Source organism: Gallaecimonas zhanjiangensis (assembly GCF_057624825.1).
Map to the genome: position 1 here is coordinate 1294387 of NZ_CM172603.1, position 25298 is coordinate 1319684.

Annotated in this window: 23 protein-coding genes, 5 tRNA genes and 1 other RNA gene; 19 read left to right on the forward strand and 10 right to left on the reverse strand. The window is 57.2% G+C overall.

Annotation, left to right across the window (positions count from 1 at the left end; translation table 11 throughout):
• Nucleotides 1-246: 246 nt before the first annotated feature.
• The 16 genes from AC22G1_RS06035 to AC22G1_RS06110 all read left to right on the forward strand — a co-directional run bounded on the left by AC22G1_RS06035 (nt 247) and on the right by AC22G1_RS06110 (nt 11532).
• The gene (locus tag AC22G1_RS06035) at nt 247-2388 is read left to right on the forward strand and encodes a prolyl oligopeptidase family serine peptidase (RefSeq protein WP_487315966.1); all 2142 of its coding nucleotides are present in this window, start codon (nt 247-249) and stop codon (nt 2386-2388) included.
• A 46-nt stretch (nt 2389-2434) separates the two neighbouring features.
• A complete protein-coding gene (gene ybgC, locus AC22G1_RS06040; RefSeq protein WP_487315967.1) occupies nt 2435-2830 on the forward strand; it encodes a tol-pal system-associated acyl-CoA thioesterase in 396 nt (131 codons plus the stop codon).
• Nucleotides 2827-3519, forward strand: coding sequence for a protein TolQ (tolQ, locus tag AC22G1_RS06045; RefSeq protein WP_336391505.1), 693 nt, complete (start codon nt 2827-2829; stop codon nt 3517-3519). Before ybgC ends, tolQ begins: the two co-directional genes overlap by 4 nt.
• Nucleotides 3516-3953, forward strand: coding sequence for a protein TolR (tolR, locus tag AC22G1_RS06050; RefSeq protein WP_050657465.1), 438 nt, complete (start codon nt 3516-3518; stop codon nt 3951-3953). Before tolQ ends, tolR begins: the two co-directional genes overlap by 4 nt.
• A 2-nt stretch (nt 3954-3955) precedes the next feature.
• On the forward strand, nt 3956-4906 hold the full coding sequence (gene tolA / locus AC22G1_RS06055) for a cell envelope integrity protein TolA (protein ID WP_487315968.1): 951 nt from the start codon (nt 3956-3958) through the stop codon (nt 4904-4906).
• Between the two features lie 10 nt (nt 4907-4916).
• Nucleotides 4917-6260, forward strand: a complete 1344-nt coding sequence (gene tolB / locus AC22G1_RS06060) for a Tol-Pal system beta propeller repeat protein TolB (RefSeq protein ID WP_487315969.1) — start codon at nt 4917-4919, stop codon at nt 6258-6260.
• A gap of 40 nt (nt 6261-6300) precedes the next feature.
• Entirely contained in the window at nt 6301-6822 is a 522-nt protein-coding gene (pal, locus tag AC22G1_RS06065; protein WP_050657468.1) for a peptidoglycan-associated lipoprotein Pal, read from the forward strand.
• 3 nt (nt 6823-6825) lie between these two features.
• Nucleotides 6826-7602, forward strand: a complete 777-nt coding sequence (gene ybgF, locus AC22G1_RS06070) for a tol-pal system protein YbgF (RefSeq protein WP_487315970.1) — start codon at nt 6826-6828, stop codon at nt 7600-7602.
• A gap of 88 nt (nt 7603-7690) precedes the next feature.
• A tRNA-Lys gene (locus AC22G1_RS06075) sits at nt 7691-7766 on the forward strand.
• Between the two features lie 93 nt (nt 7767-7859).
• Nucleotides 7860-7935, forward strand: a tRNA-Lys gene (locus tag AC22G1_RS06080).
• A gap of 62 nt (nt 7936-7997) precedes the next feature.
• Nucleotides 7998-8073, forward strand: a tRNA-Lys gene (locus tag AC22G1_RS06085).
• A 62-nt stretch (nt 8074-8135) separates the two neighbouring features.
• Nucleotides 8136-8211: transfer RNA gene (locus AC22G1_RS06090), tRNA-Lys, on the forward strand.
• A gap of 93 nt (nt 8212-8304) precedes the next feature.
• A complete protein-coding gene (gene nadA, locus AC22G1_RS06095) occupies nt 8305-9366 on the forward strand; it encodes a quinolinate synthase NadA (protein WP_487316696.1) in 1062 nt (353 codons plus the stop codon).
• A gap of 158 nt (nt 9367-9524) precedes the next feature.
• A tRNA-Ser gene (locus tag AC22G1_RS06100) sits at nt 9525-9612 on the forward strand.
• Nucleotides 9613-10531: 919 nt separating this feature from the next.
• Nucleotides 10532-10813 (forward strand): D-Ala-D-Ala carboxypeptidase family metallohydrolase, encoded by a 282-nt coding sequence (locus AC22G1_RS06105; protein ID WP_487316697.1) that lies wholly within the window; start codon nt 10532-10534, stop codon nt 10811-10813.
• A 95-nt stretch (nt 10814-10908) separates the two neighbouring features.
• Nucleotides 10909-11532 carry a LysE family translocator gene (locus AC22G1_RS06110; RefSeq protein ID WP_487315971.1) on the forward strand — a complete coding sequence of 208 codons (624 nt, stop codon included), beginning with the start codon at nt 10909-10911 and terminating at the stop codon, nt 11530-11532.
• A gap of 13 nt (nt 11533-11545) precedes the next feature.
• Here the strand turns inward: AC22G1_RS06110 and AC22G1_RS06115 are convergent, their stop codons facing one another.
• From AC22G1_RS06115 to AC22G1_RS06135, 5 genes are all read right to left on the reverse strand, one after another.
• Entirely contained in the window at nt 11546-12025 is a 480-nt protein-coding gene (locus AC22G1_RS06115) for a methylated-DNA--[protein]-cysteine S-methyltransferase (protein WP_487315972.1), read from the reverse strand.
• Nucleotides 12022-13425 (reverse strand): Ada metal-binding domain-containing protein, encoded by a 1404-nt coding sequence (locus AC22G1_RS06120; RefSeq protein ID WP_487315973.1) that lies wholly within the window; start codon nt 13423-13425, stop codon nt 12022-12024. Before AC22G1_RS06120 ends, AC22G1_RS06115 begins: the two co-directional genes overlap by 4 nt.
• An 86-nt stretch (nt 13426-13511) precedes the next feature.
• Nucleotides 13512-14633, reverse strand: a complete 1122-nt coding sequence (locus AC22G1_RS06125; protein WP_487315974.1) for a pyridoxal-phosphate-dependent aminotransferase family protein — start codon at nt 14631-14633, stop codon at nt 13512-13514.
• A gap of 70 nt (nt 14634-14703) precedes the next feature.
• Nucleotides 14704-15357: a bifunctional tRNA pseudouridine(32) synthase/23S rRNA pseudouridine(746) synthase RluA gene (rluA, locus tag AC22G1_RS06130; RefSeq protein WP_487315975.1), complete on the reverse strand. Its 654-nt coding sequence runs from the start codon at nt 15355-15357 to the stop codon at nt 14704-14706.
• 36 nt (nt 15358-15393) lie between these two features.
• Complete coding sequence (locus tag AC22G1_RS06135; protein WP_487315976.1) at nt 15394-15819, reverse strand: lytic transglycosylase domain-containing protein; 426 nt, start codon at nt 15817-15819, stop codon at nt 15394-15396.
• Nucleotides 15820-15957: 138 nt separating this feature from the next.
• On the opposite strand from AC22G1_RS06135, the gene ffs reads away from it, so the two are divergent.
• Both ffs and AC22G1_RS06145 read left to right on the forward strand, forming a co-directional pair.
• Nucleotides 15958-16054: signal recognition particle sRNA small type (gene ffs / locus AC22G1_RS06140), an RNA gene on the forward strand.
• Between the two features lie 75 nt (nt 16055-16129).
• Nucleotides 16130-17218 carry a tryptophan 2,3-dioxygenase family protein gene (locus AC22G1_RS06145; RefSeq protein WP_487315977.1) on the forward strand — a complete coding sequence of 363 codons (1089 nt, stop codon included), beginning with the start codon at nt 16130-16132 and terminating at the stop codon, nt 17216-17218.
• A 24-nt stretch (nt 17219-17242) separates the two neighbouring features.
• On the opposite strand, the gene AC22G1_RS06150 is transcribed toward AC22G1_RS06145, so the two are convergent.
• From AC22G1_RS06150 to dinG, 5 genes are read right to left on the reverse strand one after another with little or no spacing between them, the layout of a single operon-like run.
• On the reverse strand, nt 17243-18142 hold the full coding sequence (locus tag AC22G1_RS06150) for a histone deacetylase family protein (RefSeq protein ID WP_487315978.1): 900 nt from the start codon (nt 18140-18142) through the stop codon (nt 17243-17245).
• Complete coding sequence (locus AC22G1_RS06155; RefSeq protein ID WP_487315979.1) at nt 18142-18687, reverse strand: DUF2057 family protein; 546 nt, start codon at nt 18685-18687, stop codon at nt 18142-18144. The genes AC22G1_RS06150 and AC22G1_RS06155 overlap by 1 nt, the downstream gene beginning before the upstream one ends.
• Nucleotides 18688-19263, reverse strand: a complete 576-nt coding sequence (gene priC, locus AC22G1_RS06160; RefSeq protein ID WP_487315980.1) for a primosomal replication protein PriC — start codon at nt 19261-19263, stop codon at nt 18688-18690.
• A complete protein-coding gene (locus AC22G1_RS06165) occupies nt 19251-20030 on the reverse strand; it encodes a TSUP family transporter (protein ID WP_487315981.1) in 780 nt (259 codons plus the stop codon). The genes priC and AC22G1_RS06165 overlap by 13 nt, the downstream gene beginning before the upstream one ends.
• 16 nt (nt 20031-20046) lie before the next feature.
• Entirely contained in the window at nt 20047-22035 is a 1989-nt protein-coding gene (gene dinG, locus AC22G1_RS06170) for an ATP-dependent DNA helicase DinG (RefSeq protein WP_487315982.1), read from the reverse strand.
• Nucleotides 22036-22518: 483 nt separating this feature from the next.
• Here dinG and AC22G1_RS06175 point away from each other — a divergent pair, with 483 nt between their 5' ends.
• Nucleotides 22519-25260: a TonB-dependent receptor plug domain-containing protein gene (locus tag AC22G1_RS06175; protein WP_487315983.1), complete on the forward strand. Its 2742-nt coding sequence runs from the start codon at nt 22519-22521 to the stop codon at nt 25258-25260.
• Nucleotides 25261-25298: the final 38 nt, after the last annotated feature.

Below are 25298 nucleotides of genomic sequence, written 5' to 3' on the forward strand. Positions count from 1 at the left end.
AATTTCTAATAAGAAAATCTAATGCTAAATGGCTATTCTTCTTTCCGCGCACGTCAACTTTGCGTGTTTTTTCTGATAAATTCCTTTTGAAACATGCAAATAGTTTTCTGGTTAATATTTGCGCTACATAAAAATATTCATGCGCCAGTGAATAAATTTGCAATGTTATGCTAGTGAGCGCGAATAAATCGGCTATTGCCCCCTGTTGCTGCCCCAAAGGGCGCCTCCCAACATCAGGAATAACCCATGAAAGGACACCTCTTTTCCCTTATCGTTGCCGCCAATCTGCTGGCCGGTTGCCAGCAGGCCTCGGCGCCGCAGCCAGCGCCCGCTGCCGCTAAAACCGAGCCGCTGGTGTATCCCGCCGCTCGCCGTGGCAACCAGGTGGATAACTATTTTGGCACCGAGGTAGCCGACCCCTACCGCTGGATGGAAAGCGACAGCAGCGAGCTGACCGATTGGGTAGCCAAGGAAAAGGCCCTGGCAGAGCGCTACCTTGACGGCATCAAGGTGCGCCCGGAGCTGGAAAAACGCATCACCACCCTTTGGAATTACGAGAAATTTTCGCCGCCGTTTTTTAAAGGCAACAACCTTTTCTATTTCCGTAACGACGGCTTGCAATCCCAGGACGTGCTCTATGTGCAGGACGGCCCCCAGGGCAGTGCAAGGGTGCTGCTGGACCCCAACCGTTTTGCCAGCGATGGCACTGTGGCGCTGTCCGGCTATGCGGTGTCCGGTAGCGGCAAGACGCTGGCGTACGGCATCTCCCGCGCCGGCTCCGACTGGCAGCAATGGCAGTTTTTGAATGTGGCCACCGGCAAGCCTCTTAAAGACGAACTCAATTGGATAAAATTTTCCTCGGCGGTGTGGAGCAAGGACAATAAAGGGGTGTTCTACGCCCGCTACGACGAGCCCAAGGGCGACAGCCTGTCCGGGGTTAATTACAACCAGAAGCTTTACTACCACCGCATCGGCACCCGCCAGAGCGAAGACAAACTCATCTACCAGCGCCCCGACCACAAGGACTGGGGCTTTGGCGCCGATGTCTCGGAAGACGGCCGTTACCTGCTTATCTACGTCTCCAAGGGCACCGACTCTCGTAACCGCTTCTTCTACAAAGATTTAAAGACCAATGGCCCGGTGGTGGAACTGCTGCCGGCCCTGGAAGCGTCCTACAGCTTTGTGGGTAACGACGGCCCGGTGTTTTACTTTCAAACCAACCTTGATGCGCCGCGCGGGCGCATCATCGCCATCGATATCCGCCGCCCGGCCAAGGCCCATTGGCAGACCCTCATTCCCCAGGGGGATAACCCCATTGCCGGCGCCGCGCTCTTTAATCACCAGTTTGTGCTGCTGACCATGAAGGACGCCCTGTCAGAGCTGAAGATCTTTGATCGCAAAGGCACCTTTTTAAAAACCGTGCCGCTGCCGGGCAAGGGCTCGGTGTCGAGCCTTTATGGCCGCCTGGACAGCCCCGACTTGTACTTCTCGTTCAGCTCCTACATCCAGGCGCCGAGCGTCTACAAGCTGGACATGGACCAAAACCAGGTAGCGGTGTATCGCCAGCCGGTGCTGGCCTACAACCCCGACGATTACGTCTCCGAGCAGGTGTTTTACCGCTCCAAGGACGGCACCCGGGTGCCGATGATGATCTCTCATAAAAAGGGCATCAAGCTCGATGGCTCCAACCCGACCCTGCTTTATGCCTACGGCGGCTTTAATGTCCCGCTGACGCCGCGGTTCAGCCCTGCCAACATCGCCTGGATGGAGCGTGGCGGCGTGTACGCCGTGCCTAACCTTCGTGGCGGCAGCGAATACGGCGAAGCCTGGCACCAGGCTGGCATGAAGGAGAAAAAGCAAAACGTTTTTGACGACTACTTTGCCGCTGCCGAGTACCTTATCGAAATGGGCTACACCCGCCCGGCCAAGTTAGGCGCCTATGGCCGCAGCAACGGCGGATTGCTGATGGGGGCGGCGCTCACCCAGCGTCCGGATCTCTTTGGCGCCGTGCTGCCGGCTGTCGGGGTGCTGGACATGCTGCGCTTTCAGAAATTTACCATCGGCTGGGCCTGGACCAGCGAATACGGCAGCGCCGATAACGCCGCCGATTTCCCTTACCTTTATGCCTACTCGCCACTGCATAACCTGAAAAAACAGCCCTATCCGGCCACCATGGTGATGACCGCCGACCACGACGACCGGGTGGTGCCATACCATTCGTTCAAATTTGCCGCCACCTTGCAGGCCGACCAACAGGGCAATGCCCCTGTCATCTTGCGGGTGGAACATAACGCCGGCCACGGCGCCGGTAAGCCCACGGCGATGAAGATCCGTGAGGCCTCCGACATCTTTGCGTTTTTGCTAAAAAACCTGGGTGAAACCCAGTAAAGTGTTCAGGGGAGCTTAAGCTCCCTTTTTTCATGATGAGGGCCCTATGAAGCATCAATGGCCAATTCGTATTTATTACGAGGATACCGACGCCGGTGGCATCGTGTATCACGCTAACTATCTCAAGTACTTCGAACGGGCCCGCACCGAGTGGCTCAGAAGCTTTGGGATAGAGCAGGACGACCTGCTGGCGGCCGGTATCGCCTTCGTTGTTCGCTCTGTTAAGATGGATAACTATTTACCGGCCCGCTTCAATGAGTTACTGACGGTGGTCAGCACAGTGCCGGCACTTAAACGTGCCAGCCTGACCTTTCACCAACAGCTGCTCAGGGAAGGGGGTCAAATTTTGTGTGAAGCCGAAGTGTTGGTGGCCTGCGTCGATCAAAACAAAGGAAAAGCCACGGCCATCCCTTCGCAAGTTTTGGGAGTGCTCAAAGGGTGAACGATATGTCCTTTTTTGGTCTTTTCTGGCAGGCGAGCCTGTTGGTGAAGATCGTGATGCTTATCCTGCTGGCGTTTTCCGTGTTCTCCTGGACCCTGATCTTCCAGCGCCACAAGGTGCTGAAGTCGGCCAAGAGCAATGCGGACCGGTTTGAGGATAAATTCTGGTCGGGTGTGGATCTGGGTAAGCTTTACCACGAACTCAATGCCCGCCAGGAGCAGCTGGGGGGCATGGAAAAGGTGTTTACCGCCGGCTTCAAAGAGTTTGCTCGCCTCTCCAAAAGCTCCAGCCGCAGCCCCCAATCGGTGCTGGACGGCGCCGACCGCTCGATGCGCGTTACCCTCAACCGGGAAGTGGAGCACCTAGAGAGCCACCTGTCGTTTCTGGCGACCGTCGGCTCCATCAGCCCCTATATTGGCCTGTTCGGTACCGTGTGGGGCATCATGAACTCCTTTATCGCTTTGGGTAATGTCCAGCAAGCCACTTTGTCGATGGTGGCGCCGGGTATCGCCGAGGCGCTTATCGCCACCGCCATGGGCCTGTTTGCGGCCATTCCGGCGGTCATGGCTTACAACCGTTTCTCCCATAACGTCGAGAAGCTGGAGCTGAGCTACCTCAACTTCCAAGAAGAGTTTCACACTATTTTGCACCGCCAGGTGTTTGCCAATGACGGAGGCCAGGCTGCATGAGTGCCGCGCCGCGTAAACGCCGCCGCCCTGTTGCCGAGATCAACGTCGTTCCGTACATCGACGTGATGCTGGTGCTGCTGATCATCTTTATGGTGACCGCACCCCTTATCACCCAGGGTGTGAAAGTAGACCTGCCCAAGCAATCGTCCCAGCCGCTGCCGCCGGATTCCAAACCGGCCGCGGTGGTGTCCATCACCAAGGACGGCACTTATTTCCTGCAGGTGGGGTCCAAGAAAGCCGAACAGTATGACGACGTGGCCATGTTGGCTGCCGTGGTCAAGGCCCAACGGGAAGTGGAACCCCAGACGCCGGTGGTGATCCGCGGCGACGGCGCCGTGCCTTACGCCAAGGTGGTGCAGCTGATGGGGACCTTGCAAGGCGCCGGTGTGGATAACGTCGGGCTGATGACCGATCCGCCCGAGGAGAAGAAGTAACGATGCGCAATGAAGGCATGGGGCTGCCGGCCGGGCTGTCCATAGGTTTACATGCCCTGATCCTGGCGCTGCTGGGGTTGTCACTGGATTTTTCCAAAACGCCGGAAGTGCCCCAGCCTCAGGGCGAGCCCATTACCGCCAAGGCGGTGGACAGCGCCGTTGTCGAGCAGCAGGTCAAACGTATCAAGGCGGCCCAGGCCGCTGAGCGCAAGGCTGAAGTCGATCGCCAGCAAAAGTTGGCAGCCGAGCGCCAAGCCGAACAGCAACGCATAGCCCAGCTCAAGCAGCAGCGCGCCCAGGAAGAAGAGGCCAGGATCGAGGCGCAAAAACAGGCTGAAGAAGCCAAACGTATCCAGCAGCAGGAACAGCAAAAAGCCAAAGAATTGGAAATTGCGCGCCAGAAAAAGCTGGAAGAGAAAAAACAAGCTGACGCTGCCGCCAAGGCAGCGGAAGAAAAAAGGCAAAAAGAAGAAGCCGCTGCCAAAGCGGCAGAAGAAAAACGGCAAAAAGAAGAAGCCGAGCGCAAACGCAAAGAAGAAGAGGCCCGTAAAAAGGCCGAAGCCGAGAAAAAGCGCAAAGCCGAAGAAGCCAAACAAAAAGCCGAGCAGGAAAAACAACTGGCCGATCAAATGGCCCAGGAAGCGGCGCAACGTTCCGCTGCCCGGCAAAAACAGGTTTTGAGCGAGTTGCAAAAATACCAGGCGCTGATTAAGGACGCCATCGACCGCAACGTTATCCGCGACGACAGCATGCGTGGAAAAGAAGCGAAGGTGGCGGTGCAATTGGCGCCCTCCGGCCTGGTGCTGGATGTGCGTTATCTGTCTGGCGACAAGGCCCTGTACGACGCCGTACAGCGGGCGCTGTGGAAAATACAGACCCTGCCGGTATCCAAGGACCCGGATGTGTTTGCCCAGATGAAAAACCTGAACATTACTTATCGACCCGAGTTCTAACGAGGTAAATGTGCGAATTCTCAGTGTGATCTTTGTTGGCCTGCTCAGCATCAGCCTAAGCGCTCGTGCTGCCCTGGACATCGTCATTACCGGCGGGATGGACACGGCCCGGCCGGTGGCGGTTCTGCCCTTTACCTTTGAAGGCGGCGACCAGCCGATGCAGCCGGCCGAGGTGATAAGCGACGACCTTCGCAACTCCGGCAAGTTCTCGCCCCTGGCCCTTAGCGCCATGCCGGAGCAGCCTACTTCGGTTGACAACATTCACTACCAGGCCTGGGCCACCAAAGGGGTTGAGGCGGTGGTGATGGGAACCGTCAAGCCCTACGGCCAGGACAAGTACCTGGTGAGCTTTGACTTGGTGGATGTGGTGCGTGGCCAGGCTATTGGCGGCAACATGGAGCGGCTCAAAGACGGCAGCTTGGTGAAGTCTTCCGGCCCGGTGCTCGAATCGCGCCAGGCCGTTATCAGCGCCCGCCAGTTCCGCCAGTATGCTCACCGCATCTCCGACATCGTCTATGAGAAGCTGACCGGTGAGCGCGGCGCCTTTTTGACCCGCATTGCCTACGTGGTGGTGGACAACACCGACCCGGTCTACCCCTACCGTTTGATGGTGTCCGATTACGATGGTTACAACGAAACCATGGTCACCAAGGCCAAAGAACCGCTGATGTCGCCTTCCTGGTCACCGGATGGAACAAAATTGGCTTATGTTTCTTTCCAAAATCATAAATCCGAGATTTTCATTCAGGATCTTTATAACCAACATCGTGAAAAATTAACCTCGTTTCCGATGATTAACGGTAACCCCGTTTGGTCACCGGACGGTAAAAAGATGGCCATGGTTTTATCCAAAGATGGCAACCCTGAAATTTATGTTATGGACCTGGCGACGAAACAAGAAACGCGCCTGACCGATCATTACGCTATTGATACTGAACCCTCTTGGTATCCCGATTCCAAATCTTTGGTATTTACATCGGAGCGGGGTGGTCGTCCACAGCTTTATCGTGTAGATTTGGGCACTAAAGCTGTGAAACGCTTGACTTTTGAAGGTGAGCAAAACCTGGGCGGCTCCATTAGCCCGGACGGCAAATACCTGATTATGGTCAATCGTACCCAGGGACATTACCGGATAGCGCGACAGGATTTGCAAACCGGTGCTTTGCAGGTGTTGACGCAGACAGAATTGGATGAATCGCCTAGCCTGGCCCCCAATGGCAGCATGATCATATATGCCACGCTCTATCGGGGGCAGAAGGTTTTGGGCCTAGTGTCGGTAGATGGGCGTTTTAAAGCCCGCTTGCCGGCCCGCCAGGGACAGGTGAAGGCTCCGGCCTGGTCACCCTTTTTGTAAAAAAATAACTTGCAGTCATTGACAACATAAGGACCTGACGATGCAACACAATAAACTTCTGAAAGGGATGCTGTTGGCTCTGCCAATCCTGGCCCTCTCAGCCTGTTCTTCTACTTCTGGTACTGATAAAACAACTTCTAAAACCAGCTCTAACCAGCAGCAAGAAGTGGTTACCGGTACTGTTGAGCCTGTGATGAGCGCCGAAGAGCAGCGTAAGCAGCGCATGGAAGAGATGCGCCGCGAGCACATCATCTACTTCGAATTCGACAAGTACGACATTCGCCCCGAGTTCGCCGAACTGCTGGAAGCCCATGCTGCTTACCTGCGTGAGCATTCGGACGTTAAGGTCCTCATCGAAGGCCACGCTGACGAGCGCGGTACTCCCGAGTACAACATCGCCCTGGGCGAGAAGCGTGCCAAAGCCGTTAAGCAGTACCTGCTGGGCCTGGGCGTGCTGGACTCCCAGATCAGCATCGTCTCCTACGGTGAAGAGAAGCCCCTTGATCCTTCTCACACCGAAGCGGCCTTTGCTAAGAACCGCCGAGCTGTACTGGTTTACTAAGTTATGAAAAAACCGCTGACAAGTGTCATCTTGTTGGTCGGCCTGTCCGGCGCCGCTCACGCGGCGCCGGCGCCCGTTGTGGAGGCCGGCGGGGATTTGGAGTCCCGAGTCGCCCGCTTGGAAGCGCAGTTTGAATCCCGCAGCCGTGCGCAGCTAGAAATGATGCAGCGTTTAAGTGCTTTGCAGGATGATTTGCGCGACTTGCGTGGCATTACCGAAGAGCACGACCACCAGCTGCAACAGCTGCTGGACAGGCAACGGGAGATCTACAAAGAAATCGCCCGCCTGCAAGCCGGTGCACCTGCCGCTGGCACCGATACCGCAGCGCCAAGTGGCACTCCTGCCAGCGCGCCTGCAGCCGCAACACCGCAAGTGGTAACCACCACCCCTGACTACTCCAGTAACTTGAGTGAAAACGAGGCGTATGACCGTGCGGTCGGCCTGGTGCTCAAGCAAAAGGATTATGCCAAGGCGACGGATGCTTTCAGAAAGTTCATCCAGGATTTTCCGAAATCTTCCTACATCGACAATGCCCATTACTGGCTGGGGCAGTTGCTGTACAGCGACCGCAAGCTGGATGAGGCAAGCCAATCCTTCAGCGTGGTTGTAAACCGCTACCCCAACTCCACCAAGCGCGCCGACGCCTTGCTCAAGCTCGGTATCATCGCCAAGGAGAAAGGGGACAAAGCGGGGGCATCGAGCTACTTCAACCGCGTCATCAAAGAGTATCCGGACAGCACCTCTGCCCGTATGGCCAAGGACAGTTTGGGCAGTCTTTAAGCTGCCTGTTGGCTTTTTGCGCAATCGATGCCTGGCCGTGATTTTCTGCTTGCACGGTCAGGCAAATTCAGTAAGATAGGCGCCCGTCGGGTCGTTAGCTCAGTTGGTAGAGCAGTTGACTTTTAATCAATTGGTCGCAGGTTCGAATCCTGCACGACCCACCAGACACCCAAAAGCCTGCCAGCGCGGGCTTTTTTAATCGGCAACGCCGAGTCGGCTCTGAAGCAACGCGATGAGCGACAAAAAACAATTTAGATGGGTCGTTAGCTCAGTTGGTAGAGCAGTTGACTTTTAATCAATTGGTCGCAGGTTCGAATCCTGCACGACCCACCATCATTCAAGGGGCTTGGCCCGGCAGCAAAGTGCAGCTTTACTGCAAACTCAAGAGACAATTTGGGTCGTTAGCTCAGTTGGTAGAGCAGTTGACTTTTAATCAATTGGTCGCAGGTTCGAATCCTGCACGACCCACCATTATTCAAGGGGCTTGGCCCGGCAGAAAAGCGCAGCTTTACTGCAAACCCAAGAGACAATTTGGGTCGTTAGCTCAGTTGGTAGAGCAGTTGACTTTTAATCAATTGGTCGCAGGTTCGAATCCTGCACGACCCACCATTATTTGAAACCCCGCCTTGTGCGGGGTTTTTTGTTATCGCCGGGGGAGGGGGTATAATGCCCGGACGCAAAGACTCAGTTGGTTTTGAGGTTATGACCCAGATCCCCCAGGTAAACCTGGATTTACCCTTCCCGCCCAAGCCCAAACCCTTGAGCGATGACCAAAAAGCAGATTACAAAGCCCGTATTAAAGCGCTCCTTAAAGCCCGGGATGCCGTATTGGTCGCCCACTACTACACCGACCCGGAGATCCAGGCCCTGGCTGAAGAAACCGGCGGTTGTGTCTCCGATTCACTGGAGATGGCTCGGTTCGGCAAAGAGCATCCGGCCAAGACCCTGATCGTGGCTGGCGTTAAGTTTATGGGCGAAACCGCCAAAATTCTCAGCCCCGAGAAAACAGTACTGATGCCGACCCTCGAGGCCACCTGCTCTTTGGATCTTGGCTGCCCGGCAGAGGAATTCAGCGCCTTTTGTGATGCCCACCCTGATCACACCGTGGTGGTATATGCCAATACCTCGGCAGCTGTAAAAGCGCGGGCCGATTGGGTGGTAACTTCGTCCATTGCCCTGGAAATCGTTGAGCACCTCGACAGCGAAGGCAAAAAAATTCTTTGGGCACCGGATAAGCACTTGGGCGGGTACATCAATAAGAAGACCGGCGCCGACATGCTGCTGTGGCAAAGCGCCTGTATCGTCCATGACGAGTTCAAGACCCGCGCCCTTAAAGACATGAAGGCCCTGTACCCCGACGCCGCCGTGCTGGTGCACCCCGAGTCGCCGGCCAGTATTGTCGAGATGGCCGACGCGGTAGGTTCTACCAGCCAGTTAATCAAGGCGGCCCAAACTCTGCCCAACAAGCGCCTTATCGTGGCCACCGACCGCGGCATCTTTTATAAGATGCAGCAGCTATGCCCTGATAAAGAATTCGTGGAAGCGCCTACCGCCGGTGACGGCGCCACCTGCCGCTCCTGTGCCCACTGCCCCTGGATGGCTATGAACGGTCTTAAAGCCATTTACGAGTCGCTGAGCGCCGAAGAGCTGCAACCCCATGAGATCCATGTGGATCCGGCCTTGGCTGACAAAGCCATGGTGCCCCTTAACCGGATGCTGGATTTTGCCGCCGACCTAAAACTCAAGGTCAAAGGCAACGCCTGAAAAAACGCCACCCTAAGGTGGCGTTTTGGTGTTTGCTCAAATCCTCGCCTAACGCGCTTATTTGCTTGAAAAAGCGGTTGACCCTCCAGGGCCTTGCCCCTAATATAGCGCCCCGTTGAGAGGCAAATCGCAGTGCGATGCCCCTTAACAAACAATATGGTGAGGTGTCCGAGTGGCTGAAGGAGCACGCCTGGAAAGTGTGTATACGGCAACGTATCGGGGGTTCGAATCCCCCCCTCACCGCCATATTAAAAGCAAAAAGCCCGTCCTCTGGACGGGCTTTTTGCTTTTGGTGTGTCGGCGACGTGAGACTCGATTCGAAGCCCAGGGTTCGACCGGTTGCAGGAGCAACCGGGACCGCCGTAGGCGCCCGAAGGGCAAGGCACAGGAAGTGCTTTGGTCTATCCCCCTCACCTTAGACCGGGCTTTTTCGTACATGCGGTTCGGTGGGGATTTCATCTTGCTTGGCAAGATGTCGAATCCTCCGGCCAGGGCGCCATGAATGCCGCCCGCTTCGCCCGGTACAAAGCTGTGCTTTGCCGATAACCGGGCTTCACCCTCATCGCCATATTAAAAGCAAAAAGCCCGTCCTCTGGACGGGCTTTTTGCTTTTAATATGGCGACGTGGGACTCGATTCGAAGCTCAGGGTTCGACCGGTTGCAGGAGCAACCGGGACCGCCGAAGGCGCCAGAAGGGCAAAGCACAGGATGTGCTTTGGTCTATCCCTCCCTCATGCTTCTTCTTTTTTGGACCCCTTCTGGGGCAAATTTGGGGCAGGATCGGCCCTCTCCTGTTCTTCACTGTCCGTTTTAACCCCCATCACCTGCGAAGTCATTGCCACTTTATTTGGTGTGATACACAGCACATGCACTACTAAGCCTTCTTTTCTTCTCGAGGGTCCGTCTTTTCGGGTTTCAGCCGGCTGGCTCGTATGTGTCCTGGCCGCCGTATTTGTAGGAGTAGGCAACAGGCCTGGCCTCGCTACAATTTGTCACTCACCTCCTGCAGGTTCTTCGGTTATAAAGGCTTCGGTTTGTGTCCGTTCCTATTCCACCGCCTGCAGGTTTTCTGCAGGCTTTTTTTTGCGAGATATTCTTGGGCGATCTAACGAGTAACTTCAGCCGAGCCGAGTTTGCATGCCGCTGCGGATGCGGTTTGGCTTGTGTGGCACCGGAGTTGGTGTTTTTGTTGCAACAGGTAAGAGACGTGCTGGCTGTGCCTATTCGGATAGTCGAAAGCAGCCGTTGTGAGTGCCAGGATCTGCGCGTGGGGGGAGCCCCCGGTAATCGTTACCGAGCAGGAGACGCCGCCGATATCGTGGCTGAAGGCATCGATTTGAAGCTTCTGGCCGATACGGCTAGGCGCGTTGCTAGGCAAGGTTGGTTAGTAAAAGATGAACGCCAGTTTGTGCACATTGAACGCGATTGCGAGAGTCGCCCTCGTTAAGAGCTGCCGGTAAGACTTTCCCTTCTGGAAATCCCACCTGACTTTTATGCGGCCCTGAGGTGTAATGGCGGCTTGATGATTGGAGGGATTAGCTGATGCAGGAGTTGATGTCGGTGGCGGCCATTACCGGCGCCCTTGCCATAGGGGCCATGAGCCCGGGGCCCACCTTTGTGGTGGTGGCGCGCACTGCCGCTGGGGTGTCTCGTAGCCATGGCTTTATGACCGCTCTTGGTAGTGGTCTTGGCGCCGGTGTTTTTGCGCTGGTGGCCCTGTTGGGGCTGCACGCCGTGTTGGCTGCCGTGCCCATGGCCTTTTGGGTACTGAAGATTGGTGGCGGCTGTTACCTGCTTTACCTTGCCTATAAGATTTTGCGCCACGCCCGTGCGCCGCTGGCCTTTGACGGTAACGGCGGTAAAAAGTGCGGTTTGACCAAGACCCTGCTGTTCGGGTTGCTAACCCAGCTTGCCAACCCCAAAACCGCCATCGTCTTTGCCGGGGTCTTCTCGGCCCTGCTGCCGGCCCAGATCTCCCCCTGGATGTACGTGGCGTTGCCCCTTTGCGCTTTTACCGTTGATACCCTCTGGTATTTGCTGGTGGCCTTCGCGCTCTCGGCTGAAAAGCCCCGCCAGACTTATCTTAGGGCCAAGACCGCTATCGACCGCACCGCAGGTTTCGTGATGACAGCGCTGGGGTTAAAGCTCTTGCTGGGTAACAGCTGAAAAAAGGCCGCATTTAGCGGCCTTTTTGTTCCAGTGCCAACAGCCAGGCCTTTCGCTCCAGGCCGCCGGCGTAACCGGTCAGGGCGCCATTGCTGCCCACTACCCGGTGGCAAGGCACAATCACCGACAACGGGTTGCGGCCATTGGCTGCCGCCACGGCTCGCACCGCACTGGGTTTACCCAGATCTCTCGCCAGTTCGCCATAGCTGCAGGTTTGGCCGAAGGGAATTTGTTGTAAGGCCTGCCAAACTTGGCGCTGAAAGTCGGTGCCGCGCGGCGCCAGCGGCAGGTTGAAATGGGTAAGACGGCCGGTAAAAAAGGCGCCAAGCTGGCTGGCTGCTTCCTTTAATAGCGGCTCTTGCCCGGCGCTTTGCCAATCGTCCGCCGCCGGGAAGTGCTTTTGGCCGTCAAACCAAGCGCCAATCAAAGCGTTCTCTTCGGCGACAAGGTGCAGTGCCCCCAAAGGGGTTGCGAGACTCAGGTGGGCTTTCATAACTGACTCCACAAATGCTGGGTGGCGTAGGCTCGCCAGGGGCTAAAAGCGCTCATGTAGTGGGCGAGGGCCTTGGGACTATCAAGGCCGGTGGCGGCCTTGAGGCCGTGGTCGTTTACAGGCCAGGCGTCGGGCCAATGCAGGGCGCGCATGGCGATATAGCTCGCTGTCCAGGGGCCGATGCCGGGCAGGCTTTGCAGCTTGGCCGTTATCTCGTCGATGTCGGCCGAAGGCGATAACTCAAGACCCTCCGTCACGGCGCTCGCCAGGGCCAGCATGGCGCGGCTTCGCGAACGGATAACCCCCATCTGCCCTAGCTGCTCTTGGCTTAATGCCGCTACTTGCGCTGGCGTCGGAAAGCAATGGCTCAGCCCTTCTGGTGCATCCGGGCAAGGGCTGCCCAGGGTGGCCAGCCTACCGGCCAGGGTCTTGGCCGCTGCTACCGTGATTTGTTGGCCAAGGATGGCGCGCATGGCCATTTCAAAGCCGTCAAAGGCCCCGAGGGCGCGTAGCCCCGGATTGTTAACCAATGGCCCCAGGTTGGCCGCCACTTCGGCCGGTTCGGCGTCAAGATCGAACAGGTGACGAAGGGCGCTCAGCACCGGCGGCACTGCTTTAATCAAGGCGTTGCTGAGGGTAACGGTGAGTTCATTGCCGGCCAGTGCCACCTTCAGCCAGCCCTGGTGCATCTTGCCTTGGTAATCGAGGCGCACCGTGCGCCAGTACTCATTGGCTTCGATTTTCTCGACGCCAGTAATGGCGCGATTTTTTAAAAAGGCCAGCGTTGCCTGCCAATCGAGAGGCGGCCTGAACGCCAAGCGGCAAGTCAGTTCGGTCGCCGGCGCTTCGGCTTGGCGGCGAAGCTTGGAGGGAGTGAGCTGGTAGCGCTCGGCAAAGAGGCTGTTCATGCGCCGCAAGCTGCCAAAACCGGCGGCCATGGCAATATCCACCACCGGTAAGGTGGTTTCAGCCAGCAGCTTTTTAGCCAGCAGTAGCCGCTGGGTTTGGGCGTAGGCTACGGGGGAGACGCCAAAGCGGCTGGCAAAGGCGCGGCGAAGGTGCCGGTCTGTGACCCCAAGGCGCTCGGCCAGGGTGGCGAGATCGTGAAAGTCGCCCGCCCTGATAGCCTCTTCGGCGCGGCGGGCCACCATGGCAGCACCATCGCTCCAGGCCTGGCCCGGCGCCAACTCGGGGCGGCATTTAAGACAGGGGCGAAAACCGGCGGCCTCGGCGGCAGCGGCATTGCTGAAATAACGGCAGTTCTCGGCAAGGGGTTTGCGGGCCGGGCAGACGGGGCGGCAATAAATGCCGGTGCTGAGTACGCCAGCAAAGAAGCGGCCATCAAAGCGACTGTCGCGGCTGATAAGGGCCTGGTAGCAGGCGTCATCGTTGAGTTGCATACACCATCTCCGCTGAGGATGGTGCCATGATAGCGAGCCAGCACGGTACTGGCTCGCCATTTTCGGACCTGGACTTTAAGGCGCCGTTATTTGTTCAGCACCTCGGACAGGGCGGCCAGGCAAAGGGTGACGTTCTCGCGCCGGGCGCCGTAGCCCATCAGGCCGATACGCCAGGCTTTACCGGCAAAATCGCCGAGGCCAGCGCCAATTTCCAGGTTGTAGTCATTCAAAAGAGCGGCGCGCACGGCGGCGTCGTCAACCCCTTTGGGGATGGTCACCGTATTGAGCTGGGGCAGGCGCTCGCCTTGGGGCACGATAAAATCAAGGCCCAGAGCGCCGAGGCCTTCGGCCAGCCGCTCGTGCATTTGGCGGTGGCGCTGCCAGCTTTGTTCCAGCCCTTCGCTGTGCAGTTGCACCAGCGCTTCGTGCAGGGCATAGAGGGCGTTGACGGGGGCCGTGTGGTGGTAGCTGCGCTTGCCGGCCCCTTCCCAATACCCCATCACCAGGCTTTGGTCTAAAAACCAGCTTTGCACCGGGCTTTGCCGATTTTTTATCTTCTCGACCGCTGCCGGGCTAAAGCTCACCGGTGATAACCCCGGCACGCAGGACAAACACTTTTGGCTGCCCGAATAAATGGCGTCGATGCCCCATTCGTCCACCTTGACCGGCACCCCGCCAAGGGAGGTAACGGCATCGACAATGCTGAGCATGCCGGCTTGGCGGGCCATGGCGCACAGCGCCTCAGCATCACTGAGGGCGCCGGTGGAGGTTTCGGCATGGACAAAAGCCAGGAACTTGGCGTCCGGGTGGGCGCTGATGGCCGCTTTGACCTTATCTAGCTCCACGGCCCGGCCCCAGGGGCTGTCGACCACCACCGCCTCGGCGCCAAGGCGCTTGACGTTCTCTAGCATGCGCCCGCCAAAAACGCCGTTGCGGCAGACAATCACCTTTTCGCCGGGCTCGACCAGGTTGACAAAACAAGCCTCCATGCCGGCGCTGCCGGGGGCCGAGATGGCCAGGGTCATGGGGTTGCTGGTTTGAAAGGCGTATTGGAGCAGGATTTTGAGTTCGTCCATCATGCCGATGAACAGCGGGTCGAGGTGGCCGAGGGTAGGGCGGCTCTGGGCGGCCAGCACATTGGGGTAAACATCCGAGGGGCCGGGGCCCATCAGGGTACGACGTGGCGGAATAAAAGAGTGAAAGCTCATGGTGGTTTCCCTGCTGTTTTTGCCCATGTTGGCGGCAAAAAAACAGCAGTGCAACCGCCATGGGCTGATGCTAGAACGGCAGCGGCGCCACCAGCTTGAGTTTGTCGCCGCTCACCGGATGCTGGATCTGCAGCCAATGGGCATGAAGCATCAGCCGCTCGGCCGCCGCCAGGGCCTCACCCTCGGCGTAAAAGCGGTCGCCGATAATGGGGCAGCCCAGCGCCTGCATATGCACCCGCAGCTGATGGGAGCGGCCCGTTACCGGGGTCATCTCCACCCGGCTGATATTGCCCTGCTGCTCGGTCACTTTGTAATGGGTGAGGGCGTGTTTGCCGTGCTCAAAGGACACCATCTGCCGGGGCCTGTTGGGCCAGTCGCACACCAGCGGCAGCTCCACCTTGCCCGACAGCGCCTCGGGGCAGCCCCAAATCAGCGCTTGGTAGCCCTTGTGGGTTTGGCGCTGCTGAAACTGGTTTTTGAGGTTGCGTTCGGCTTCTTTATTAAGGGCCAGCACCAGGATGCCGGAGGTGTCCATGTCCAGGCGATGCACGGCCTCGGCCTGGGGGTGGCGCACTCTTACTCGGCTGACCACCGAGTCTTTGTGCGCCTCTTCGCGCCCCGGTACCGACAGCAGCCCCGAGGGTTTGTCCACCACCAACAGGTGCTTGTCTTCAAACAGGACGGCCAGGGGATCTTGTGGGGGGCGATAAACGAGGGGCTGCATGGGGTCTCTCCGAAAAGTCGGCGACACCTTATCACATCAGCGTTTGGCCTTGGAGAACTCCAGCCAGTAACTCACCACCCGCTGCTGATACTTCTCTTTGTATTTGTCGGTTTTGGAATGGTAGCGGCCCACCGCTTCCCAGATGTCGCCGCCGGTTTCGTCGAGATGGCTGCGAAACAGCCGGGCGGCTACATGGACGTTGGTGCAGGTGTCTGTGGCCAGCTTTTGCAAGGTCAGGTGCGGGTAGTAGCGCTGCATCTCGGGCAGGTGGATGGAGTTTATCTGGGCGACGCCAAGATCGAGGGTGCCATTGGTGTTGACGTTCATGCTGCCTTTTTTGCCGCCTTCGGCCTTGATGATGGCGTAGAGCAGGGAGCTGGCCAGCTTGAAATCCAAAGCGGCCTTGGCCACACAAAGCCTGAGCTCTTGAACGGGAACGTCGGTGGGTGGTGGCAAGTCCATGGGCAAGCGTCTTATTGGTATGTTGCTAAAAAGTGTAGCTTTTGGCGCTTTCTAATAAAAGTGCCGGATTTCTGAGCGAACGAGCCATTGCGCCTTGCCGTTGGGTGGGGGGCTATGGATAATAGCGCTCGGCGACCTCTCCGGTCCCCTCGCAACGATACCCTGTGAACCTGGTCAGGTCCGGAAGGAAGCAGCCACAGCAGGTGACTCGTGTGCCGGGGTGTGGCTGGAGAGGGAGCCACCTTCCTTGCCTTACCCCTATCCCTGACGTAGCCTTCTGCCTGATTAAAACAACAGGCCACTCAAGGTTATGCGCAAAAATCTCAATGCCTGCTATTACAGCGACTACCTGCAGCTCAATAAACTGCTGGACGCCCAGGCCATGGAGAGCGAAAAACATGGCAACCCTGCCCATGATGAAATGCTCTTTATCGTTACCCACCAAGCTTATGAGCTGTGGTTCAAGCAGCTGCTCCATGAACTGCGCTCGGTGATGGCGCTCTTTGCCGGGCCGGTCTTAGACGACAACGCCCTGGCCACCGTGGTACATCGGCTCAAGCGTTTTACCGCCATTCAAAAGCTTATCAATGACCAAATTGGGGTGCTGGAGACCATGTCGCCCCAAGACTTCCTGGAATTTCGAGACTACCTGGTACCCGCGTCTGGCTTTCAGTCGGTGCAGTTTAAAGAGCTGGAAATTCTGCTTGGGCTGCGCCGCACCCAACGTACCCAGGCCGACCGGGATTTCTTCTACTCGCGCCTTAACGATAAAGACCGCAACTACCTGCTGGCCCTAGAGCGGCAGGAGACCCTGAGCGAGCAGCTGGACCGCTGGCTGTCGCGCCTGCCGCTGCTGGATTTTGAAGATTTCGCCTTTTGGGAGCACTACCGCAAAGGCGCCAGCGAGATGCTGGACTCTGACGAGGCCATTATCCGCACCACCTTTGACGGCAAGGAACGGGATAACCAACTGGCAGAGCTGGCCGCCACCCGCGACCGCTTTATGGCGCTCTTTGACGACGGCCACTACCAGCAACTGTTAAAAGAAGGGCAGCTCAATTTCAGCCACGACGCCCTGATGTCGGCGCTCTTTATCAACCTCTACCGGGATGAGCCCCTTTTTCAGTTGCCCTTCCAACTGCTGACCACCCTGATGGAAATCGACGAGCTGTTCACTGCCTGGCGTTACCGCCATGTGCTGATGGTGCAGCGGATGCTGGGCTCGAAGATTGGCACTGGCGGCTCCAGTGGCTCGGACTACCTGCGCCGCAATACCGAAGCCAACCGGCTCTTTACCGACCTCTATGCCATCTCCACCTATCTGTTGCCCAAACATGCGCTGCCGGTGCTGCCGGCGAAGGTGAAAAAGCGCCTGGGCTTTAGCCTTGGCGGTGAATAAAAAAGCGGGCTGATGCCCGCTTTTTCATGGCGCAATGCTGGCGGCGGCCTTGAACAGCAGCCGGTGCAGCGCCACCACCTTTTGTAAATCCTTTTGGTAGCCGCCGCCAATCACGGCAGCCACCGGGATATCGGCAGCCAGGCATCGGCTTAGCACTAGTAAGTCGCGCTGGTAAAGCCCCTGGCTTGAGACATTGAAATACCCCAGCTCGTCGTCGGCATGGATGTCGACACCGGCGTCATACAGCACCAGATCCGGCTGATAAAGGCGCAGCACCAAGGTCAACGCCTCTTCTACGGCCGCCAGATAAGCTTGGTCGGCAATGGAGGCTGGTAGCGCCACATCAAGGTCGGAGTCTGGCTTGCGGGCCGGGTAGTTACGCTCGGCATGTACCGACACGCTGATGCAATCGGGGTGGCCGGCCAGCATGGTGGCGGTGCCATCCCCTTGGTGTACATCGCAGTCGAACACCAATACCCGGCGCACCTTGCCTTGCGCCACCAAGGTCTGTGCGGCCATGGCCAGGTCGTTGAAGATGCAGTAGCCGCCGCCCTGGGCGTAATGGGCATGGTGGTAACCGCCGGATAGATGCAGGGCCAGGCCATGTTGCAGCGCCAGTTCGGCGGTCAACAAGGTGCCGCTGTTGGCGGCCAGGGTACGCTCGATAAGGCGCTCACTCATGGGAAAGCCGATGCGCCTTGCCATCATCGTCGGCAGGCTCTGGCTGAGAAAGCCTTCCACATAGGCTGGCTCGTGCCAGCGGCGAGGGTAGTTGGGGTCAGGCTCGGCGCTGAAATAGCGGTGGGGGTGGCCGGCCAGATCCTGGTCAAGCCAGGATCGGAGCGCCGCATACTTGCCGACCGGGAAACGGTGATTGGCCGGCAAGGGAAAGCTGTAACTGGTGTGATAAACCAGTGGCAGCATCAGTGCTGTTTGTCTAACCAGGCTTTGAAGCGGGCCCGGGTCGCGGCGTCGGCCTGGCTCCACCAGTACTGGAGTTGCTGCTCAGCCATGTTGGTGCCATCAACGGTTACCGGGGCGGCAGCTGCAGGAGCCGGGGGCGGCGGCGGTGCGTCGGGGCGGGGCGCAACGGCGGCTAAGGTTTTGCCTTTAGCGGTTTCCAGCACGAACTTGGGGGCTTTGGCCCACTTCTCGGCGGCATCGATGTCGATAAGCTCAGGAGTGGTGAGCAGGTAGTTGCCGTCTTTTGGGATATCGAGGGTGATCCAATGCTCGTCTACCGTCACTTTGGTGTGTGACTCAAAGCCATCGTCGAAGATCCAGGAGTAGCTGACCTTCAGCTGGTGCTGGCCGGGGCTGAGCTCCAGCTTGTCGGTTTTGTTCCACAGGTAGTTTTTGACTTCTTGGTTATCCAACTGGTGGACATAGACCGCGTCCGACAATGTCAGTTCGGCGGCGTGGGCCGAGAGAGTAAAGAGGGACAGGGCCAGCAAAGACTTCAAACGCATTTAGTGCCTCCAGGCGGCCTCAAGGGCCTCCAGACGTTCTTCCAGTTCGGTAATGGCCTGGCGACAGCGTCCCAGGCGTTGATACTGGCGCAGTATTTCAGCCTGATGTTGCATTGTCATGAAGCTGTCATTTTTTAATTCACGAATTTTCTGGTCCAGGCGCCGCTCGTACTCTTTGTACTCCTTGAGCTTGTCGTAAAGCGGCCGGTAGCGCCCCACCACCGCCCTTAAGGCCGGTTGCACGGCAGGGCCGGTATCGTCAGCCAGGCGCTGCTGGTTGATGGCCCGCTTAAGGGCCAGGAATTTATTCTCAAAGGCTTCCAGGCGATGGCTGATGGCCTGGGGGCTGAGCTGGGGCGCGAGGGCCGCTAAATCATCGAGGCTGTCTGATAGCTCGTCGATATAGGGCGCGAAGGCGCGGCCCTTTTGCCGGAACAACCCTTCTGGAAACAAAGCCTTGTTGGGGTTTCTAGCCAGCCGGCCCTTGCGGGCGCGTTCGCTGTCGGCCTGCGCCGCTTGTCTTGCCAGCTCGTCAAGGGCGACCCGCAGGCGGTTAACGGCTTCTAGTTGATCCACCAGGCCTCCCAGGCCAGTTTGCCGGCCATGACCAGCACCACGGTAATAAAGATGGGGCGAATAAAGCTGCCGCCAAAGCGTATCGCACAGAGGGCGCCAAGATAAGCCCCCACCATCAGCGCCGAGCCCATGGCCAGCCCCAGGTACCAATGGATATGGCCCAAGAGGGCAAAGGTGACCAACGAAGTGAGGTTGGAGATGAAGTTCATGGTGCGGGCCACGCCGCTGGCATGGAGGAGGTCGAGCTTATAAAGGGCCACGGTCGACACTGTCCAAAAGGCGCCGGTGCCGGGGCCGAATACGCCGTCGTAGGCACCCAGCACAGCGCCTTGCAGACCTTGCTTGGTGTTGAGGCGCTGCCCTTGAGGGAGGTGGCGCTTGCCCGCTGCTACCTTTGGCATCAGCAAGGTGTAAAGAGCGGCGCCCAGCACGGCCAGGGGCAAGAGTTTCTCCAGCCATTCGGCTTTTAACCAGTCGACGGTCAAGGTGCCGAACAGGGCGCCGAGCAAAGTGCCAAGGGCGGCGACTTTCCAAAGCGCCGGATCAAATAGGCGCTTTTTAAAAAAGGCCCAGGATGCGGTGCTGGCCCCGAACGTAGAGGAGAGCTTATTGGTGCCTAAAGCCAAGTGCGGCGGCAAGCCGGCCGTGAGCAGGGCTGGCACTGTTAACAGGCCGCCGCCCCCGGCGATGGCGTCGATAAAGCCGGCGGCAAAAGCCACCATTGGCAACCACAGCCAAACATCGGGCTGCAATACCAGGTCGGTCACGTAAGGCTCCTTGGGATCAGCGTGTTATTTCGCGGCGAAAGGGGGGCAGGGCATTGAGCAGTTGGGCGCCGTAGCGGCGGGTCACCAGGCGCCTGTCCAAGAGCACTATTGTGCCGTGGTCGGTTTCAGAGCGCAGCAGCCGCCCGGCGGCCTGGACCAACCGCCTGGCGACTTGCGGCAGTGCCAGGGACATAAAGGCGTTGCCGCCCTTGGCTTCGATATATTCGGCCTGGGCCTGGCTTACCGGATCGTCAGGCACTGCGAAGGGCAGCTTGGTGATAATGAGGTTGGTCAGCAGCTCACCTTTAAGATCCAGGCCCTCGGCAAGGGCGCCGGTTCCAAACAGGATGGAGCCCTGGCCGTTTTTGACCCGCAGCGCATGGGCGTCGAGCATGGCCTGGCGATTCTCGCGGCCCTGCACCAACGGCGCGATGGGTAGGCGGCCTTCGAGCTTTTTCACCACCGCTTCCATCTGCCAGTAGCTGGCAAAAAGCACCAAAGACGCCTCATCGGCCGGCAGCCATTGGGGGAGCACTTCGGCCAACTCGTCGGTAAAGGCGCTGTCGGAGGGATCGGTCTTCATGGCGGGGATCACCAGCCGCCCCTGATTGGGGTAGTCAAAAGGCGAGGGCAGCACTTTATATTGGCAACCTTCCATCTTGCCAAGACCAAGCTCTCGGGCGGCGTGGCTAAAGCCCTGGTGACTTTGCAAGGTAGCCGAGACCAGCACCGCACCGGCGCAAGGCTCCCAAAGCTTGTATTTAAGCTCGTTGGCCACCTCGATGGGGGCGGCCGAGAGGATAATGTCTTTTTCGGTGCGCTCAAGCCACTTGGCCCAGGGGATGGTTTGGTCAGCGGCCAGTGCTCCCCAGAGTTTTTGCAGGCGCTCGGCGCCTTCCATGGCTGTCAGCAGCTGCTCTTGCAGTGGCAGTAATTTCGGGGTGCTGTCGCTGTCGATAAGGGCCAATACCTGTTGCAGCTTGCCGTTGAGCTTTTGGGCGGCGGCGTGCTGATCTTCTGCCACATTCTTAAGCCATTCGGGCAATTTCCCTTCGGGAAAGCGGTATTGGGGCTCGTCAAAAAAGCGCTGGCGGCCAAGCCACTGGTAGACACTTTGCTGGCCGCCGGCCAGTTCATGGGCGGTGTCTTGCACCACCATCGTAGGGCCTACCAGGCTGTCTTTTTTAACAAAGCCCTGTAATTCATCGAGCCAGCCCGGCAGGCGGGTCAGCCAGTCTTTGTCGGCCAGCAGGCGGCTGTGCTGCTGCAAAAAGGAACGGGCGCTTTCGGCAAGGTGGTGGGCTTCGTCGATGATGTAAAAGGTGTTGTCAGGGTCGGGCAGTAAGGTACCGCCGCCCTGGGCGAGATCGGTGAGCAGTACGTGGTGGTTGACTACCCACAAGTCCACTTGCTCCTGCTTATCTCTGACTTTCCAATAAGGGCAATCGCGATGGCCAGCGCCGCTGCAACTCAAGCGGTCGCTTTCCAAGTTACGCCATTGCTCCTGGGGGATCACTTTGGGCCAGCTGTCTCGGTCGCCGTCCCATTTACCCGTTGCATAGCTATGCAGCAGCTTTTGGTAAAGGTCGGCGCCATTAAAGAGATCGGCAGCACTGGTGGCACTTTGCAGCTTATGAAGGCAGCAATAGCGCTGGCGGCCTTTGAGTAACCGCGCTTCGACCTTAAGCCCCGCTTTAACCAGTTGGTGGATGTCTTTCTTGATGAGCTGTTCTTGCAGCGCCACCGTCGCCGTTGCTACCACCACTTTGCGCTTATGGTGCCGGGCAACCGGCAAGGCGCCTATCAGATAACCCAATGACTTACCGACACCGGTGCCGGCTTCTGCCATCAGCAGCCGCTGCTGGCGGTGGTACTCGCCCCCCAGGGTTTTGGCAACCTCTGCTATCAACTGCTGCTGGCCCTTACGTGGGCGAAAGCCGGGGCTTTGTTCACCCAAAGTACGATAGAGGCGCTGGATCTCGGTCTTGGTTTTATCGGAAAGCAAAGTGGTTGGTCGGGCTAAGAGGGGTGACGGGATTGTACCTAAAAATTGTGTTTAAACGCATGTTGATTAAAAAACGGTCTTTTTGATGGTGAAAATTTAACAAATGCGGTTAGCGCCAAAAGAAATGGTTAAAAAGTGGACTGGCTAACTTAGGGAAATAAGCAAGTTGCCTGAGAAATGTACAGTCAATGACGAGGTGGCTTGGAGCTGCTTGGCCGGGATGGTGAAAAGCAGTTTACATCTTTGCTAAAAGAACCTCCTTTAATAGTCAGCTTTTACTTACTAACTCTTTGTATTTTGTGGCTTGTGTTGAGTTTGTTCACAGTTGTCGAGACTTGTTTTGTCAATTGTAATCACAGTGTTGACTGATGTTCTTTTACGTGTTTATAGTTTGGCGACGGTTGGGTTAAACCCAATAACAACAGCTGGTAATCAATACAAAGCTGAAACAATAAGCCATGAAAATGGTCCAGGGAGATAATTATGTATCGCAATAGTAAGTTGGCGAGCTCAGTCCGTTGGGCTCTGCTTGCTGGTGCTACCACCGCTGCTGTGACTTCCATTCCTACTTACGCTGCTGACGGCGACCAAACCGTAGAGCGTATCGAAGTTACCGGTTCTCGTATCAAACGTACCGATATCGAAGGTGCCTCTCCGGTTACTGTTATCGATCAGGCCGCCATCCAAAAAACCGGTATCCAAAGCCTGGGTGACCTGCTGCAAGAACTGCCTGGTGCCGGTTCTGCCCTGAACACTGCTGTTAACAACGGTGGTAGCGGTGCAACTGAGATTGACCTGCGTAACCTGGGCTCCAAGCGTGTACTGGTGCTGCTGAACGGTCGCCGTATGATCAACGGCATCGGTGGCGGCGGCGTAGGTTCTGCTGTTGACCTCAACACCATTCCGCTGGCCGCTGTTAAGCGTATTGAAGTGCTGAAAGACGGCGCTTCTGCCGTTTACGGTTCTGACGCCATCGCCGGTGTTGTTAACGTTATCACCAAAGATGATTTCAACGGTGCCGAGGCTTCTGCTTACTGGGGCCGCAACGCCAAAGAGAAAGACGGCACCATTCGCTCTTATGAGTTCACCGTAGGCACCACTGGTGAACGCGGTAACATGCTGCTGGCCGCTTCCTACACTACTCAGGCTGCTACCTGGGCTGGGGACCGTGAGATCTCCAAGTACGGTTACAGCTCCACTACTCCTAATGGCCACTTTACCGGTTTCAACAAGATCGATCCCAACATGCCTGCCAATGCGCAGCTGGTAGCAGGCACTGATGGTAGCGCAGTTAGTGACTATGAACCCTTCAGTGACTATTACAACTATGCGCCTCAGAACTACCTGCAAACCCCGCAGGACCGTAAGAGCGTGTATGCTCTCGGCAACTACGACATTACTGACAATGTCCGCCTGAATACCGACTTCCTGTACACCAACCGTCAATCCAGCCAGCTGCTGGCCGCCATGCCGCTGACCATTGGTTCGCAGTTTGGTGTTATTGCCGGGTCTGTTAACGTTGCCGCGAACAACCCCTATAACATCTGGGGTGTTGACCTGAACGGTTCAGCCCTGACTGATTACGACGGTGACGGTGTAAACGATAACGTCCGTATCCAGCGCCGTGTGACTGAAGCCGGCAACCGTATTTATCGCCAAGACGTGAACACCTACCGTTGGAGTACTGGTCTGAGCGGCGGTATCGGTGATACCTCCTGGACCTGGGACATCAACTACATCTACGGTAAATCCACCTCTACCGATACCACCACTGGTCTGCTGAACTACGATCACATCAAAACCGCTCTGGGTGATGTAGATACCTGTAATGCAACCTCCGGCTGTGTGCCGCTGAACCTGTTCGGTGGCGAAGGCTCCATCACTCAAGGCATGGTCGACTACATCACCTTTACCGGTGTTGACAACTCTGGCCAGGAACTGCGTGACATCACTGCCAACATCACCGGTGACCTGTTCGAACTGCCTGCCGGTGCCGTGCAAGGCGCCTTCGGTGTTGAACGCCGTGACGAGAAAGGTTTCGATACTCCGGATCCGCTGACTCAAATTGGTGCTTCTTCCGGTAACCAGCGTGATGCGACTGCTGGTGGCTTTAACATCAAAGAAGCCTATGCCGAATTCTTTATCCCGGTACTGGATAACCTGACCCTGTCTACTGCGGCTCGTTATTCCAAGCACAACGCGTTCGGTTCCGAAACCACCACCAAGTTTGGTATTGAGTACCGCCCGATCGACGATCTGCTGCTGCGCGCTACCAAGGCTGAAGGTTTCCGTGCACCTTCTATCGCTGAGCTGTACCAAGGTGGTTCTGACTCCTACGACAACGTAAGTGATCCTTGTAACGACGGTGGTGCAGGTGCTCCTGGTTGTGCCGGTGTACCCACTTCCTATGAGCAGTCAAACTCTCAGATCCGTGCTACTTGGGTTTCCAACCCGGACCTGAAGCCTGAGAAGTCTGACTCCTTCACCCTGGGTTTCGTGTACAACCCCAGCTGGTTGGAAGGTTTCAACGTCAGCGTTGACTACTACGACATCGAGATCAAAGACACCATCGGCCGTATCGGTTCCCAGACTATTCTGGACACCTGTGCCGAAACAGGTACTGTACTGTGCCAATACATCACTCGTGATGCTACTACCGGTGACGTGACCGAGCTGCTGAACGGCTATATCAACTCCGGTAAGACCGAAACCAAAGGCTATGACTTCACTGCAGCCTACGGCTTCGGTACTAGCTTCGGTGACTTCAAGGTCACTCTGGACGGTAACTACGTAGACGAGTATGTCGACACTGTTGTTGACCTGGCTTCCGGCATTAGCACTCCTATCCACCGTGAAGGTATCGAGTTCGGTGACGCTGGCTTCCCCCGTGTTAAAGCCAACCTGAGCCTGGACTGGAACTACGATGCATGGTCTGCTTCTTGGGAAACCCGTTACATCAGCAGCATGAATATCGATCAGATCTACGCCGAACAGTACGATTACTACATGAACAACCCGGGCAAGGTCGTATATAACGACATCCAAGCCGGTTACTTCTGGCAGGATTACAACGTCCAGTTCACTGTTGGTATCGACAACGTATTCAACGACAAGCCGACTCCCGAAGATACCGAAGACTCCCTGTCTTCCAACAACTTCGACGTCACCACTTATCGTGCGAACCTGGACCGCTTCATGTACTTCCGTGTAAGCGCCAAGTTCTAAGAATATTGGTTAAAGTAAAAAGGCTGCCTGTTGGCAGC

What these genes read in the sequence shown, in the direction of transcription:
- AC22G1_RS06110 (WP_487315971.1), top strand. Translation starts at nt 10,909, where the DNA reads ATGCAGGAGTTGATGTCGGTGGCGGCCATTACCGGCGCCCTTGCCATA.
- ybgF (WP_487315970.1), top strand. Translation starts at nt 6,826, where the DNA reads ATGAAAAAACCGCTGACAAGTGTCATCTTGTTGGTCGGCCTGTCCGGC.
- AC22G1_RS06115 (WP_487315972.1), bottom strand. Translation starts at nt 12,025, where the DNA reads ATGAAAGCCCACCTGAGTCTCGCAACCCCTTTGGGGGCACTGCACCTT.
- AC22G1_RS06035 (WP_487315966.1), top strand. Translation starts at nt 247, where the DNA reads ATGAAAGGACACCTCTTTTCCCTTATCGTTGCCGCCAATCTGCTGGCC.
- tolR (WP_050657465.1), top strand. Translation starts at nt 3,516, where the DNA reads ATGAGTGCCGCGCCGCGTAAACGCCGCCGCCCTGTTGCCGAGATCAAC.
- AC22G1_RS06155 (WP_487315979.1), bottom strand. Translation starts at nt 18,687, where the DNA reads ATGCGTTTGAAGTCTTTGCTGGCCCTGTCCCTCTTTACTCTCTCGGCC.
- AC22G1_RS06125 (WP_487315974.1), bottom strand. Translation starts at nt 14,633, where the DNA reads ATGAGCTTTCACTCTTTTATTCCGCCACGTCGTACCCTGATGGGCCCC.
- AC22G1_RS06175 (WP_487315983.1), top strand. Translation starts at nt 22,519, where the DNA reads ATGTATCGCAATAGTAAGTTGGCGAGCTCAGTCCGTTGGGCTCTGCTT.
- tolA (WP_487315968.1), top strand. Translation starts at nt 3,956, where the DNA reads ATGCGCAATGAAGGCATGGGGCTGCCGGCCGGGCTGTCCATAGGTTTA.
- AC22G1_RS06135 (WP_487315976.1), bottom strand. Translation starts at nt 15,819, where the DNA reads ATGGACTTGCCACCACCCACCGACGTTCCCGTTCAAGAGCTCAGGCTT.
- AC22G1_RS06145 (WP_487315977.1), top strand. Translation starts at nt 16,130, where the DNA reads ATGCGCAAAAATCTCAATGCCTGCTATTACAGCGACTACCTGCAGCTC.
- ybgC (WP_487315967.1), top strand. Translation starts at nt 2,435, where the DNA reads ATGAAGCATCAATGGCCAATTCGTATTTATTACGAGGATACCGACGCC.
- rluA (WP_487315975.1), bottom strand. Translation starts at nt 15,357, where the DNA reads ATGCAGCCCCTCGTTTATCGCCCCCCACAAGATCCCCTGGCCGTCCTG.
- AC22G1_RS06120 (WP_487315973.1), bottom strand. Translation starts at nt 13,425, where the DNA reads ATGCAACTCAACGATGACGCCTGCTACCAGGCCCTTATCAGCCGCGAC.
- nadA (WP_487316696.1), top strand. Translation starts at nt 8,305, where the DNA reads ATGACCCAGATCCCCCAGGTAAACCTGGATTTACCCTTCCCGCCCAAG.
- pal (WP_050657468.1), top strand. Translation starts at nt 6,301, where the DNA reads ATGCAACACAATAAACTTCTGAAAGGGATGCTGTTGGCTCTGCCAATC.
- AC22G1_RS06150 (WP_487315978.1), bottom strand. Translation starts at nt 18,142, where the DNA reads ATGCTGCCACTGGTTTATCACACCAGTTACAGCTTTCCCTTGCCGGCC.